General features: G+C 63.6%; 12 protein-coding genes. 5 read left to right on the top strand and 7 right to left on the bottom strand.

Annotation, left to right across the window (positions count from 1 at the left end; translation table 11 throughout):
- Positions 1-88: 88 nt before the first annotated feature.
- On the bottom strand, positions 89-1783 hold the full coding sequence (locus K359_RS0128720) for an AMP-binding protein (protein ID WP_029082415.1): 1695 nt from the start codon (positions 1781-1783) through the stop codon (positions 89-91).
- 163 nt (positions 1784-1946) lie between these two features.
- Entirely contained in the window at positions 1947-3140 is a 1194-nt protein-coding gene (locus K359_RS0128715) for a serine hydrolase (protein ID WP_029082414.1), read from the bottom strand.
- Between the two features lie 347 nt (positions 3141-3487).
- On the opposite strand from K359_RS0128715, the gene K359_RS0128710 reads away from it, so the two are divergent.
- Positions 3488-3811, top strand: a complete 324-nt coding sequence (locus K359_RS0128710; RefSeq protein WP_029082413.1) for a hypothetical protein — start codon at positions 3488-3490, stop codon at positions 3809-3811.
- Between the two features lie 170 nt (positions 3812-3981).
- Positions 3982-5472: an NAD-dependent succinate-semialdehyde dehydrogenase gene (locus K359_RS0128705; RefSeq protein WP_029082412.1), complete on the top strand. Its 1491-nt coding sequence runs from the start codon at positions 3982-3984 to the stop codon at positions 5470-5472.
- Positions 5473-5567: 95 nt separating this feature from the next.
- Here the strand turns inward: K359_RS0128705 and K359_RS0128700 are convergent, their stop codons facing one another.
- Together K359_RS0128700 and K359_RS0128695 are read right to left on the bottom strand one after the other, a co-directional pair.
- A complete protein-coding gene (locus K359_RS0128700; RefSeq protein WP_035977294.1) occupies positions 5568-7172 on the bottom strand; it encodes a sensor domain-containing diguanylate cyclase in 1605 nt (534 codons plus the stop codon).
- A 205-nt stretch (positions 7173-7377) separates the two neighbouring features.
- The gene (locus K359_RS0128695) at positions 7378-8277 is read right to left on the bottom strand and encodes an amino acid ABC transporter substrate-binding protein (protein ID WP_029082410.1); all 900 of its coding nucleotides are present in this window, start codon (positions 8275-8277) and stop codon (positions 7378-7380) included.
- A gap of 205 nt (positions 8278-8482) precedes the next feature.
- On the opposite strand from K359_RS0128695, the gene K359_RS0128690 reads away from it, so the two are divergent.
- Complete coding sequence (locus K359_RS0128690; protein WP_245284747.1) at positions 8483-9106, top strand: GntR family transcriptional regulator; 624 nt, start codon at positions 8483-8485, stop codon at positions 9104-9106.
- A 66-nt stretch (positions 9107-9172) separates the two neighbouring features.
- A complete protein-coding gene (locus K359_RS0128685; RefSeq protein ID WP_029082408.1) occupies positions 9173-10543 on the top strand; it encodes an FAD-binding oxidoreductase in 1371 nt (456 codons plus the stop codon).
- A 142-nt stretch (positions 10544-10685) separates the two neighbouring features.
- On the opposite strand, the gene K359_RS53245 is transcribed toward K359_RS0128685, so the two are convergent.
- From K359_RS53245 to K359_RS0128670, 3 genes are all read right to left on the bottom strand, one after another.
- On the bottom strand, positions 10686-11930 hold the full coding sequence (locus K359_RS53245) for a hypothetical protein (RefSeq protein ID WP_156928704.1): 1245 nt from the start codon (positions 11928-11930) through the stop codon (positions 10686-10688).
- A 135-nt stretch (positions 11931-12065) separates the two neighbouring features.
- Positions 12066-12881 carry a hypothetical protein gene (locus K359_RS0128675; RefSeq protein ID WP_156928703.1) on the bottom strand — a complete coding sequence of 272 codons (816 nt, stop codon included), beginning with the start codon at positions 12879-12881 and terminating at the stop codon, positions 12066-12068.
- Positions 12882-13122: 241 nt separating this feature from the next.
- Positions 13123-13917, bottom strand: coding sequence for a crotonase/enoyl-CoA hydratase family protein (locus K359_RS0128670; protein WP_029082406.1), 795 nt, complete (start codon positions 13915-13917; stop codon positions 13123-13125).
- A gap of 406 nt (positions 13918-14323) precedes the next feature.
- Here K359_RS0128670 and K359_RS61615 point away from each other — a divergent pair.
- Positions 14324-14575, top strand: a 252-nt coding sequence (locus K359_RS61615) for a helix-turn-helix domain-containing protein (RefSeq protein WP_029082405.1), incomplete at its 3' end; no start/stop codon positions are given.

Here is a 14575-nt window from a genome sequence, read left to right as displayed (position 1 = left end):
CCATCCACGTCTTTCTTGCCGTGGAAACCAAGACGTGGATGCCCGGGTCAAGCCCGGGCATGACGATGTTGAGATAGCGCGCTCGCTTTTAAGCCGTCTTCGCCGCCTTCAGCCCGAGCCGCTGCTCCACCGCGTCGCGCATCACGAATTTCTGGATCTTCCCCGTCACCGTCATCGGGAATTCCTCGACGAACTCGACGTAGCGCGGGATCTTGTTGTGGGCGATCTGGCCCTGGCAGAAGGCGCGGATCTCGTCGGCGGTCAGCGTCTCGCCTTGTCGGACCCTGACCCAGGCGCACAGCTCCTCGCCATAGCGCGCGTCGGCGACGCCGAAGATCTGCACGTCCTGGATCTTGGGATGGCGGTAGAGGAATTCCTCGATCTCGCGCGGATAGAGATTCTCGCCGCCGCGGATCACCATGTCCTTGATGCGGCCGACGATGTTGCAATAGCCCTCGTCGTCGATCACGGCGAGGTCGCCGGTGTGCATCCAGCCATTGGCGTCGAGCACGTCTGACGTTTTTTCCTTCTCGTCCCAATAGCCGAGCATGATGCTGTAGCCGCGGGTGCAGAGCTCGCCGCGTCCGCCGCGCGGCACCACCTTGCCGTCGAGATCGACCACCTTGACCTCGACGTGCGGATGGATGCGGCCGACGGTGGAGACGCGGCGCTCCAGCGGATCGTCGGTCGCGCTCTGGAAGCTCACCGGGCTGGTTTCGGTCATGCCGTAGGCGATCGTCACCTCGCGCATGTTCATCTCGGTGTTGACGCGCTTCATCACCTCGATCGGGCAGGGCGCGCCTGCCATGATGCCGGTGCGCAGCGAGGACAAATCGAAGCGCGCGAAGTCCGGATGGTCGAGCTCGGCGATGAACATGGTCGGCACGCCGTACAGCGTCGTGCATTTTTCCTGCGCGATCGTGGTCAGCGTCGCCAGCGGATCAAAGCCTTCGCCCGGGTAGACCATGGTGGTGCCGAGTGTCACCGAGGCGAGATTGCCCATCACCATGCCGAAGCAGTGATAGAGCGGCACCGGAATGCAGATGCGGTCCTGCTCGGTCAGGCGCATGGCGCGACCGGTGAAATAGCCGTTGTTGAGGATGTTGTGGTGGGTCAGCGTCACGCCCTTCGGTGAGCCCGTGGTGCCGCTGGTGAATTGAATGTTGACCGGATCGTCGAACTGCAGGCTGTCGCCGAGCGCCGCAAGCTGCTCGCGATGGCGCTCGCCGCCCATCTGCGACGCCTGCTCGAACGGAATGGTGCCTGGTGCCGCCGGGCCGCCGATCTGGATCACGGCGCGCAATTGCGGCAGCCGCACCGATCGCAACTGGCCGGGCTCCGATGACGCAAGCTCGGGCAGCAGCGTGTTCAGCATCTCCATATAGGCAGAGGTCTTGAACGCGGTCGCCGTCACGATCGCGGCGCAGCCGACCTTGCCGAGCGCGAATTCGAGCTCGCTCAGCCGATAGGCCGGATTGATGGTGACGAGGATCAGTCCGGCTTTCGCGGCGGCGAATTGCGTCAGCGTCCATTCCGGCCGGTTCAGCGACCAGATGCCGATCCGCTCGCCGCGTGTCAGCCCGAGCGCAAGGAAGCCTGCCGCCAGTGCCTCGACGTGACAGGCGAATTCGTTCCAGGTCCAGCGCACATTGTGGCTGGGCGAGACCAGCGCCTCGCGGTCGCCCCATCGCGCCCGTGCGCGGTCGAGGCTGCGGCCGATGGTTTCACCGAGCAGCGGCGTATCGGAAATGCCGCAGACATAGCTGTCTGCTTTGGGTGCCAGGGTCCCGGGTGCCAAGATCGTCCTCCTCGTGGTCGTGTTCGTGTAGCCGCACTTTTTTGTGCAATCTTAGTCGTTTGGCGCCGACAGGACAGGCCCGACCTATGGCGGGCATGAAAAATCCCTCCCCGCGAGGGGAGGGATTTTCCGCTGCTTGATCGGAACCTCAGGCCGCCCGCTGTCCGCTGCCGGCGTCGAGCCCGGCATAGATGCCCTTCTCGAAGCCTGCGAAGGCCTCCAGGCTGTGCATGTCGGCGAACGGCAGCAGCTGGGTCAGGATCACGCCGCAGACGTCGCGCGACGGATCGATCCAGTAATAGGTGTTGGCAAGGCCCGCCCAGGCGAGGCTGCCGGGGCTGCGGCCTTCCGGCGTCTTGGCGGTGTTGATCAGGAAGCTCAGCCCCCACTTCTTCACCTGATCGGGATAGAGGTCGACGTCGTTGGTGTAGGGCGGCGCCGCCGTCGTCATCTTGACGACATTGATGTCGCCCATCTGGTTCTGCCCCATGGCCGCGACGGTCTCGGCCTTCAGCAGCTGGTTGCCGTTGCCTTTGCCCTTGTTGAGGATCATCTGGCAGAACTTGATGTAGTCGGCCGCGGTCGAATAGAGGCCGCCGCCACCCATGTGGAATTCAGGGTTCTGCTCGAGCTCGAACGGGATCGCCGCCAGCGCGCCGTCCTCGCCGCGCGCATGCATGCCGACCAGCCGCTTGCGCATGTCGTCGGATATCTTGAAGCCGGTCTCGCTCATGCCGAGCGGCGCGAACATGTTGTCACGCAAATAAGCATCGAGCTTCTTGCCGCTCGCCGCCTCCACGGCCTTGCCGACGAAGTCGATATTGATGCCGTATTCCCAGCGTGTGCCGGGCTCGTTGGCGAGCGGCGTCTTCAGCGCGGCATTGAGGCACGAGATGATCCCGGGCGTGCCGGTCTTTTCCATGTATTTGCCCATGTCGGCGTTCCACAGGTCGTAGCAGAAGCCGGCGGTGTGGGTCATGAGTTGGCGCAGCGTGATCGGCGTTTTCGCCGGCCGCAGCTTTGGCTCGCCCTTGGCGTCGAAGCCGTCCAGCACCTGTGGTGCGGCGAGATCGGGCAGCAGCTTGCCGATCGGCTCATCGAGCGAGAGTTTGCCCTGCTCGACCAGTTGCATCGCGCCCGCGCAGGTCACCGCCTTGGTCATCGAGGCGATCCAGAACACGCTGTCCGCCGTCATCGGATCGCTCTTGGAGAGGTCACGGTTGCCGAACGCGCCCTGGTAGATCACGTCCTTGCCGGTGGCCGCGATTGCGACGACGCCGGGAATCTCCTTTGCCTCGCTCTTCTGACGCAATACCTGATCAATCTGAGCCTTGCTTTGCATTGGGGGCTTCCTCCGGTGGGGTTTATTGTTTTGAAGTGGGCGGATCATCCTCCCGCTTTTCCGCTCCCGCAAGGCGGGCGCGCTGCGATGATGTCGCGATGTCGTGAAGGCCGGATGGCAGGAACGGTCCTGCTCAGCGGATGTTCACCACGCGCTCACATTTTGCGGTGGACTCCGCGCAAGTCCCGGTGACCTTCGGGGCGGGCCACGGTAACGTGATCGGCAAATTGATTTTCGCACGTGATTTTTTGCAATAACGCATTCAGATCGCTGCACAAACGGTGCGGCGGATTGGGATGGATTTGACGAAAAGATTCGTCATTTCGCGCCTTGCGGGGACGCAGCAAATGATTTCGACATGGAGTGAATGGAAGCGCTATCCGCGGCCGGGCCGCGGCGAGAACATCGAGGCGCCGATCAGCCCGGGTCTGTACGAAGTCCGCTACGCAGGTACCGGCGCGCTGCACTCATTCGAGGCAGTCGATAATGTCGCACAGGCGCTGGCGCTGCTGCAGACCGGCGCCAAATCCTGGTTCGGCCGCCGCGATGCGCGGGCGCAGGCCGACCTCGAATACCGGACCTGTGCGACCTCGAGCAAGGCGGATGCCAAGGCCGCCGCCGAGCGCATGATCGGCCGCCGCGAAACCTATATGTCCGGCGGCGCGCTCTGACCGCGCGCAACGCCGCGTAGCTCCGCGCCAGCTCTCTCTATTCCTCGACGCAGGGTCGCGCCGGCCGCCGGTGCATCGCGGCGCGTTCCGGCCTATATAGGCCGCGAATACCCCCAAGAGAAAATCCCGGGAAATTCGAGTAAATCCAAGGAAATTCGAGGAGTAACGCCATGACCCCGCCCGTTGCCGCACGCGCTACGCAATCCGCAGCCTCCCTCCAGGACCGCCTGAAAGATCCGTCGCTGCTGCGCGACCGCTGCTACATCGACGGCGCCTGGGTCGGCACGCCAGAATTTGCCGTCAACAATCCGGCCACCGGCGCCGAACTGATAAAGATCCCGCAGTTGAGCGCCGATGATGCGACCCGCGCCGTCGAGGCCGCCGAGCGCGCATTCCCGGCCTGGGCCAAGCTGACCGCCAAGCAGCGCTCCAACATTTTGCGCAAATGGTTCGACCTGATCATCGCCAACCGCGAGGACCTCGCGCTGATCCTGACCTCCGAGCAGGGCAAGCCGCTGGCGGAAGCGCTCGGCGAAGTCGACATCGGCGCCGCCTATGTCGAATTCTTCGCGGAGGAAGCCCGCCGCGTCTATGGCGAGACCATTCCGACCCAGCGTCCGGATGCCCGCCTGCTCGCGATCCGGCAGCCGATCGGCGTCTGCGGCGCCATCACGCCGTGGAATTTCCCGAACTCGATGATCACGCGAAAAGTGTCGCCGGCGCTGGCGGCGGGCTGCACAGTGCTGAAACCCGCCAACGAGACGCCGCTGTCGGCGCTCGCGCTGGCTGTGCTGGCCGAGAAGGCCGGCGTGCCCAAGGGAGTGCTCAACATCGTTACCGGTGATGCGCCGCCGATCGGCAAGGTGCTGTGCGAGCATCCGGCGGTGCGCTTCGTCGGCTTCACCGGTTCGACCAACGTCGGCAAGATCCTGTACCGGCAGGCGTCGGTCGGTGTGAAGAAGCTCGGCCTCGAACTCGGCGGCAACGCGCCCTTCGTGGTGTTCGACGATGCCGATATCGATGCTGCCGTCGAAGGCGCCATCGTCTCGAAGTATCGCAACATGGGGCAGACCTGCGTCTGCGCCAATCGCATCTACGCCCAGGACAAGATCTACGATCAGTTCGTCGAGAAGCTGTCGAAGAAGGTCGCGGCGATGAAGATCGGTGATGGCACCGAGCAAGGCGTAACCCAGGGCCCGCTGATCAACATGAAAGCGATCGAGAAGGTCGAGCGCCATATTGCCGATGCCGTGAAGGGCGGCGCCAAGATCGTCACCGGCGGCAAGCGCTCGTCGCTCGGCCGCAGCTTCTTCGAGCCGACCGTGCTGTCGGATGTGCGGCCCGACGCGCTTGTTGCGCAGGAGGAAACCTTCGGTCCGCTCGCACCGGTGATCCGCTTCAAGGACGAAGCCGACGTGATCGCGATGTGCAACGCCTCGCCGTTCGGCCTCGCTTCCTACTTCTATTCGCGCGACATCGGCCGCGTCTGGCGCGTCGCCGAAGCGCTGGAGTCGGGCATGGTCGGCGTCAACTCCGGCCTGATCACGACCGAGGTCGCGCCGTTCGGCGGCGTCAAGGAAAGCGGCCTCGGCCGCGAAGGCTCGCGCCACGGCATGGATGAATATGTCGAGATCAAATATGTGATGATGGCGGGAGTTTAACCCTAGTAACCCTTGCCGATCCGTCGTCCGGCGATTGCCGGGCGACGGAACCTCGACGTGGTCGCGGCCCTCGCCGACCATCTCCGGCCGCGATGCTACTCCGCAGCCAGCGGAGCCGGCGTCGGCGGCGTCCAGCATACGCAGCAATTCCGCCCCAGCGCCTTCGCCTGATACAGCGCCTGGTCGGCGGCATTCATCAGCGCTTCCGTGCCAGCCATGCTGAGCGAGGCTTCGGCGATCCCGATGCTCGCCGTGATCTGGAACGGTGCATCACGCACGCGCAGCGTCTGGGAGGCGATGCGCTTGCGGACGCGCTCCGCAACGATCCTGGCGCGCGACAGATTCGTCTCCGGCAGCACGATGGCGAACTCCTCGCCGCCGACCCGGCCGACAATGTCGGATTTCCGCTTGCCGTGCAGGCAGGCGCCGACCATGGCCTTGATCGCCTCGTCGCCGATGGCGTGGCCATAGCGGTCGTTGACGTTCTTGAAGTGATCGATGTCCACCATCAGCACCGACATCGCGCGGTGGTAGCGCTGGAAACGGCTCCACTCGGCATCCAGCGTGAACAGGAAGTGCCGCCTGTTGAACAGACCGGTCAGCGGATCGGTGGTCGCGAGCCGCTCGAGTTGCTCCGCATTCCGGATCAGATCGGTGACGTCGTAATAGGTGATCATGCGGCCGCCACCGGCCATGGTGGTGCAATGCGCCCGGAGGCGGCGGCCGTCGGGGGTCTGCAACTCGCGGACATGATCGCCCGCCTTGACCTCGGCGATCCGTTTGCTGGCAAAGCCCATGAGCTCCTTCGGCGATGCATGCGGATCGACCGCCCGCCGCGCGCGGGTGATCAACGCGGCATAGGTCGGGCGTGTCGCCGCCTCCTGTTCGTCGATCTCCCAGAACAGCCGTACTTTCTGATTCATGAAGGTTGCCCTGAGATCGGCGTCGAGCAGCAGCACGCCGTCCTGCACGGTTTCCAGCGCGTCGCGCAGCGCCTTCAGCTCATCCGACTGACGGACGATATCGGTGACCTCCACATAGCTCAGCATCCGGCTGCCGTCGGGCAGCGGCGTGCATTGCATGCGGATGACGTCGCCCTTGCTGCGACGCAGATCGAGCCGAAAACTCTCGTTCCGCGCAACGCGCTCGATGCGCTCTGCGACATAGGGTTCGATCCGGTCTGCCGGAATCTCGTAGGCGCCGGTATCGCGGCCGTGGAAGATCAGCTCGGCAAAGGAGGGATGCCGGTCGGCGACCGCATCCGACAGCGCCCACATTCGCCGGAACGCCTGGTTGATGAAACGGGCATTCAGCCTCGGGTCGAGCAGAACGATGCCGAGCGGCACCTGATCGAGCGCCGCCCGCAGGGCCAGCATCTGGCGGCGCACGGCATGATCTCCGCCGGGTTCGGCTGATGCCTTCTCATTCGACGCCGCGCTGTCGGCAGCGTGCTGCAGTTCGAAGGTGACCCCGATCTGCTTTTCGGATTGCCAGGTCCGCCTGCAGGCAAGCACCGCGCTTTCGCTGGCGATCGAGAGCTGGAAGTGCTCGGGAATCCCGAGCCCGCTTTCCAGTTCGATGGTCGCGCCATCGTCGGTGATCCGGCGCACCACGCAATCGATTGCGGATTGGCCGAAGTTGAAGATGACCTTGGCGGCGAGCAGCGTGCGGCCGCGGATTTTGAGATTGGGTACGGACATGGCGGCGTTTCCCAATGAGGAGCCGCTATTCGAAACTCACAGACGTTACAATGGCCCGAGGTTTCTTCTTGGGAGTTCGGTTCCTGCCTAACATGCGGTTGACGGGAACCGGTGATTTTGCCGCAACAGCGCCGTGTTCGCGCGGTTTGGGACGCGTCGTTGAGAGGCTTGCCGGGATCCGTTCGGCCGCCGGACGGACGTTCTCTCACACGCCCTTGTCGTTCGGATTGGCGACCGCGTCCTTCAGCGGCGCGGTCATCGGGAAGTTCAGGTTCACGTTCTTCGGCGGGATCGGCCGCGTGAACCATTTTGCGTAGAGCTCGTGGAATTCGTTGCTCTTCATCATGGCCACCAGCGTCTTGTCGACCAGGGCCTTGAACTCCGGATCGCCCTTGCGGATGATCAACCCGTAGGGCTCGGTGCGGAGGCTGTCGTCGATGATGCGCCAGTTCGCGGGATTGGGGCTGCCCGCGATCAGGCTGGCGAGCAGGATATCATCCATCACGAAGGCATCGCTGCGCCCGGTGGTCAGCGCGAGGAACGAGGCGGCATGATCCGGCGTCAGGATGTTCTTGGTCTGAAAGGTCTTGGCCTGGGCGCGCGCGCTCAACAGGCCGATCGAGGTCGAGCCTGAGGTCAGCGAGACCGGCCGGTCGGCGAGATCCTCGAAGGTCTTGATCGGCGCGTCCTTCTGCACCACCGCGCGGATGCTCGACACGAAGATCGTGGTGCTGAAGGCCACCACCTTCTGCCGCTCCAGCGTGTTGGTGACGGGACCGCAGACGATGTCGATGGTGCCGTTCTCGATCAGCGGGATCTGGGTGGAGAGCTGGATCGGCTGCAGCCTGGTCTGCAGCGAGGGCAGCTTGAGCTCGCTCTTCACCGCATCGACGATCCGCGCACAGAGGTCCATCGCGAAGCCGACCGGCTTCTGGTTGTCGTCGAGATAGGAGAACGGGACCGAGACGTCGCGGTGCCCGAGCCGGATCTCGCCGGCGTCGCGGATCTTGGCCAGCGTGCCGCCGGCCGATTGGGCTTGCGCCGAGGCGGATACCGCAATTGAAAGAAAAGCTATGTAAATCAACTGCTTGAAAGTCTGATTCATCAGATGGCTCTCGACCGTCGGCAGAATTGGATATGATAAGACCAGATTTTATACATGGCATTGCATAATCGGCAAATCGATTTTATACAATCGTGACATGATCGGATATCATGGCCGGGTCACCCAGCGAGAGAGCAGCCGGATGGAACCTGCAACCGCAACAAGCCCTCGAGCGGCCGGACCCCACGGTTCCGCGCCGGACGCCGTGCGCGAAGCGCTGCGGGCTGCGATTAGCTCGGGCGAGCTCGCGCCCGGATTGCAGCTGCGTCAGGACGAACTCGCCGCGCGGTTCGGGACCAGCCGCATCCCGGTGCGCGAGGCGTTGCGCCAGCTCGAGGCCGAGGGTTTTGTCACGTTCCTGCCCAACCGCGGCGCGGTCGTCTCCGACCTGTCGATCGACGAGGTGATCGAGCTGCTCGAGATCCGGATCGCGCTCGAATGTCATGCGTTGCGCTTGGCGATCCCCGCCATGGGCGAGATCGATATCGAGGAAGCGACGAAAATCCTCCGCGCCTACGACACTGAGCCTGATCCGGCGCAATGGGGCGCCTTCAACTGGAAATTCCACGCCACGCTCTACGCGCCGTGCAATCGCCCGCGCCTGCTCTCAATGATCGAGGCGAATTACGGCCATGTCGGCCGCTTCACACGGGCGCTGGTGTCGCAGGCGACCGGCAAGGAACGTCCGCAACGCGAGCATTACAAGTTGCTCGAATTCTGCCGCGACGGCGAGGCCAAGAAGGCGGTCCGGCTGCTGCGCGAGCATATCGAGGAAACGCAGAAGACGCTGCGCTCGGCACAGCGTCAGGCGTTACGCGATCCGGGCTAGCTCCACCTGATCGCTCGGACAATTTGAATCGTCGCAGGCCCCGTTGCGGCCTTTGGGAGACTACGCGTGAAGACCAATGACGTCGAAATCCTGGTGATCGGTGCGGGCATCGTCGGCATCGCCACGGCCTATTACCTCGCGGTCCAGCACAAGCGCGCGCGTCTGCTCATCGTCGACGAGGGCCAGCCGATGGCATTGACCTCGGCGCAGTCGGGCGAGAACTACCGCAACTGGTGGCCGCATCAGACGATGGCTGATTTCACTGACCATTCCACCGACCTGATGGAGGAGATCGCGCGCCGCAGCGACAACCGCATCCACATGACGCGGCGCGGATATCTCCTGGTCACGCGCGAGGAGCGACCTGAGGAATTGCTGCAGCAACTCTACGCCGGCTATGGCGAGCAGGCCGCAAAGCTGATCCGCTTGCATGAGGGCGTAAGCCGCGGCTATCTGCCGCCGCATTCGGCGGACTGGCAGAGCGCGCCCGATGGTGTCGACGTCCTGCTTGGCCGCGATCTGATCGCGGCGCATTACCCGTCCTTCGACAAGGAGGTCGCGACCGCGCTGCACATCCGCCGTGCCGGCGACATCAGTGGCCAGCAGCTCGGCCAGTACATGCTGGAGACCATGCGGCCGCTTGGTGCGCAATTCCAGCAGGCAAAAGTCGTCGGCATTGCAAAGACCGATCGCTTCGCCGTCGATGTGCTGGCCGATGGCGCGCGACAAACCATCAAGGCCGACATCATCGTCAACGCGGCGGGCCCGTTTGCGGCGCATGTCGCCGCGATGCATGACGAGCAGCTTCCGATCGTCAACGTGCTGCAACAGAAGATCGCGTTCGCCGACCGCAACCGCGCGGTCGACCGCAGAATGCCGTTTGCGATCGATCTCGACGGCCAGACCCTGGCCTGGTCCGATGACGAGCGCGAGGCGCTTGCAGCGGCGCCGGAATTTTCGCGCCTGCTGCAGCCGATGCCGGGCAGCATCCATTGCCGGCCCGACGGCGGCGATCACGGCGAGTGGATCAAGCTCGGTTGGGCCTTCAACGCCGAGCAGACCACGGAGCCGGCCCGCGAGCCGGAGCTGAATCCATATTTTCCTGAGGTCGTGCTGCGCGCGGCGAGCCGGCTGCAGCCGCGGCTCGCGCACTATCTCGGCGCGCTGCCGCGCGACCGCGTGCACTATGGCGGCTACTATCCGATGACGAAGGAGAACTGGCCGCTGATCGGCGCGGCGAAGACATCGGGCGTGTTCTTGGCCACCGCGCTGTCCGGCTACGGCACGATGGGCGCGTGTGCCACTGGCGATCTCTGTGCCCGCGCCGTCGTCGGCGCGCCCGTGCCGGCCTTTGCCCGCAGCCTTTCGCTCGCGCGCTATCAGGACAAGGCGCTGATGGACGAGCTCGCGGCCAGCGAGAGCCGCGGATTGCTGTAGCTTAAACCCGACCTTCGTGGCCCGGATGCAGCCAACGGGTCGCGCAAACGCGCGCCCGATGACAGGCTCCGCGAAATCCGGGATTGTAACCACGGACGCTCCCGGACGCGCTCGGCTTCATCCGCGCCCGTCGCGCGCGCACTCAATGGCTATCACTGCCGATGAGCGCCCTGATGCGCCTTGCCGGGGGCCCGAACAAGCTGGCCAAGGGCGTTCTCACCCGTTCCGGCAGCTTCAGCCAGAGGTCGCGGGCCTTGCCCGAGATGAGCGGATGCGGCTGTGGCGACCGCAGCTCAATTGGTGCGGTAAGAGGCAGGTGCGGTGTCAGTGCCGACCAGCTCTGTTGTTGCGCATCGATACGCACCAGCGCGAATGTCGGCCGCCGCTCGCGCGGTGGACCAAGCGTGCTGGCTTGCTCGATCGCCTCGTCGATGTCGCTGACAAATCGGTGGTAGCCATACGCGCCGCCTAGAATGACGTCGTGATAGGCGCGATCGACCATTTTTTGCAGGCTGGGTACGTCGGCGAGCCGCTTCAGCACGTCATCCAGATTGCTGTAGTCCTTTCGGAGCGGAATGTAGTGTTCGTCGGGCCTGATCACGTTGGAGTAGGATCCCTCGAACAACACCAGCCCGGTCTTCAGTCCAATCGCCTCGAAGATCTTCGGGCTCATCTGGCCCATGCTGACATTGTTTTCATGCGGAGCGACGACGCGCCGGTAAAGCTCGTCATCGCTGAGATCCGGCTGCTCCTTCGCCATCGCCAGGACAGCGTTGCGAATATCGCCCCATGCGTCGAGGACATTGGCGCCGCTCTCGGTGCCAAGCATCGCTCTCGTATCCGTCATGAAAGAGAACCAGGCGGAGCCGTTGACCCGCTTGTCTTCCTCCCATTCGATGTCGTGGGGGAGATTGCGAGCGGCGCATTCAGCCTTCATCCGCTGCGCGATAGTGGATTTTTCGAATCCCAATTGCCCGTACCAGATCGGCAGCTTTCTTCCACGGTAAGCGAGCCAGAGGCGTCGTTCCGCCAGCGGTGTGGCCAGCTCGAACGGCAGTTCGTCGGGAACATAGCCCGTCAGGCAGGATCTGAACTTCACGTTCGGCAGTTCGTCGGACGGATAGAACTTTTCGACAAACGGTTTGGGCACGGTCGTGAAGATCGTGTCGACGCCGAGCTTCCTGATCAAGGCGCACGCCTTCCGCGGCATGTCGTATTCGTCCTGGATCAGCAGCACCTTGGGTCCGCTGAAGCTGGACACGAGTTCCACGAACGAGGGCGACATCGTTTCGAACGGCATGCGCACCGAGAAATGAATGACGAGCGCATCGAACAATTCGAGAGGAAAATCGGCCTTGCAATCGAACGTCGCGGCGGCATAGGCCACGTCATGCCTCGAATGGCGCTGGATCGCCATCAGGTGCTGACGGACGAATTCGGTGGCCAGGGCATTCGGGTCGTAGAGAACGAGAATGCTGTGCGATCTGGTGTGAATGACGCTATGCATCGGCTGGCCGCTGCCTCAACGATCTCCGGAATGCCGGTCTCGCAGAATGGAAATGGCCGGCGTCGGCCAATCGAACGGGTTGCCATACCGCGTGAGATAGTCCTCGACGGTCGGGAAATAGTACAGGAGATCGGATGGTCGGAATTGCCCCTCCAGCAGTGCCGTAATGAAGACAACTCTTGAAGCGTTGAGTTGTTCCGTCGCGCCGATGATCGCGATCGCATCAGGCGGAACCGGCTTGCCCGATGCGATATCGTCAAAGCTCGCGATGCAGGCGATGCCCAGGGTCGGATCGATTGCCAGATGCGGTGTCTTGCCGGGCTCGCTCAGGAACAGCATCTGATGATTTCCGACGGCGCCTCCGTCCCAGCCGACAAAGGAAAGCGGCCTGCGATCTGCTTCGCCGAGGAGAAGACGCGAGAAGTAATAGGTCAGCAGGCCGTAGTTCGAGCAGTCGAGATGCTCCGAGCGCAGCAGCTCACCGTATTCCTGCGACGGACATCCTTTGCCGTAGGGCCTGAGATTATGCGCTGCAGTTGAGGCAAATACGTATAAAAGGTCCGCTCGGGTCAGGCTCGACCAGGATTGCGGCAGACAGCGCTGCATGTGTTCCAGCGCCGTCGCTGAAACATCCTGAAGAACATCCGGTCGCTCGGACATCGCATCGCCGGTGATTGCGCCGAGGCGAGGCAATTCGACGATCTTGATCTGGGATAGTGCGCGCGTTGTCCGTAGCGAAGTTATTTTTTTTGCGAAACGAAGAAACATTTTGAAATTGAAGGCTGGCGGAAATATTTCGCTCCGCCTTCTTACTTCAATAAGCCGCTCCATGACAGTCGCCGCCCCGGGATTGTGTCATCTCAACGATGCAATTCGGCGAGCGGGTTGTCAGGTTAAAAATCGGCAAAGCTTCTCATGGCAGCATGTGATCTTGTCCTACGGCGTGATCACACTTCCCGCGCGCGCGGCGCAACGTGCTGATCGCTCACCTGAATCGGCTTCACGCCCGCGACAGGCGCTGCGGCCTCTGCTGCGTGGAGAGGTCGCCTCGCATGTGCGGAAGCAGATGATCCTATTCATTGCCGAAGGCGCCGTGACGACCGACGCCGGAGGCGAAGCGCGTTGCGCCCGACAGCGTCTCACCCGAGGCGATCACATCGAGCCCGCCGCGCATCTCGTTCCCGATCGCCTCCTCCTCGTCGAGGTCCCACTGCCGCAGCGCCGAGAGGCGGTCGGCGCGCATGCAGTTCTGCGGGAAGCGGGCGATGTCATTGGCAAGCGCGATCGCGTGCGCGCGCGTCTCGCCCTTCGGCACCAATCGGTTGGCGAGCCCCATGCGATGCGCCTCCGCGCCGCCGACCGGGCGTCCGGTGAGGATCAGATCGATCGCCTGCGAATGGCCGATCAGCCGCGGCAGGCGGATGGTGCCGAGATCGATCAGCGGCACGCCGAAGCGGCGGCAGAACACGCCGAAGATCGCGTCCTCGGCGACCACGCGCATGTCGGCCCACAGCGCGAGCTCCATGCCGCCGGACACCGCAAAGCCCTCGATCGCGGCGATCACGGGTTTCGAAAGCCGCAGCCGGCTCGGTCCCATCGGCGCGATCGTGTTGTGGCCGCCGATCTCGCGCTTCTTGTTGGGGTCGCCTGCCGCCACCGCTTTCAAATCGGCGCCGGCGCAAAAATAGCCGCCAGTGCCGGTGAAGACGGCGACCGATGCGCTTGCGTCGGCATCGAAGGCAAGGAACGCGTCATACAGCTTGCGCGCAGTGGCGCCGTCGACGGCGTTGCGGCAATGCGGACGGTTGATGGAGACGATGGTAACAGGGCCATCGCGCTCGACGAGCACGGTATCGGCATCGGACATGGGGCGCTCCCTGGCTGTTCTTGTTGTGCCCGGAGAGTGACATCAGTGGCGAGGTGCGCGCAATCCCGCGAGTACGAGCGTAATTTCCGTGGGGTGGGAAAGCGAGGCTGGCACTGCGCTTCCCGTCATCCCCGCGCAAAGGCTTCGCCTTTGTCGCTGGAGGAGCGCGTAGCGCGTCTCGAAGGATGCCCGGCCCGGCTGGTGGCCGGCGGCCCGCGAGGCTCGCTTTCGCGAGCACCTCCAGCGACAACGGCAAAGCCGTCGCGCGGGGGTGACGGGATGAAGGGCTGCGTCGTCGATGACGATGGTAGCTAGAGCATTTTCCGACCGGAATGAATCGGGTGGGGATTCCCAAAACGGCGCGAGTCAGATTCAAGCTGCATGCTGGCGAGGGAGGCCAGCATGTATGGCCAGGGCGCTTTCGGTTGATCTTCGTCAAAGGGTTATAGCCGCGATTGACGGTGGCATGTCCTGTCGACAGGCTGCTGAGCGCTTTGGTGTCAGCGCGGCCAGTGCGATCCGCTGGCGCGGTCGCCTCAAGGAAGTTGGCGACATCGTTCCTAAACGCCAGGGCGGTGACCGCAAATCGCAGCGCATCGAAGCGCATTCGCAATTGATTCTGGAGGCAGTGACAGCGAAGCCGGATATCACGCTCGCC

The sequence above is a fragment of the Bradyrhizobium sp. th-b2 genome, from assembly GCF_000426785.1.
GTDB classification, from domain to species: domain Bacteria; phylum Pseudomonadota; class Alphaproteobacteria; order Rhizobiales; family Xanthobacteraceae; genus Bradyrhizobium; species Bradyrhizobium septentrionale.
This window is presented reverse-complemented; position numbering and strand designations above follow the sequence as displayed.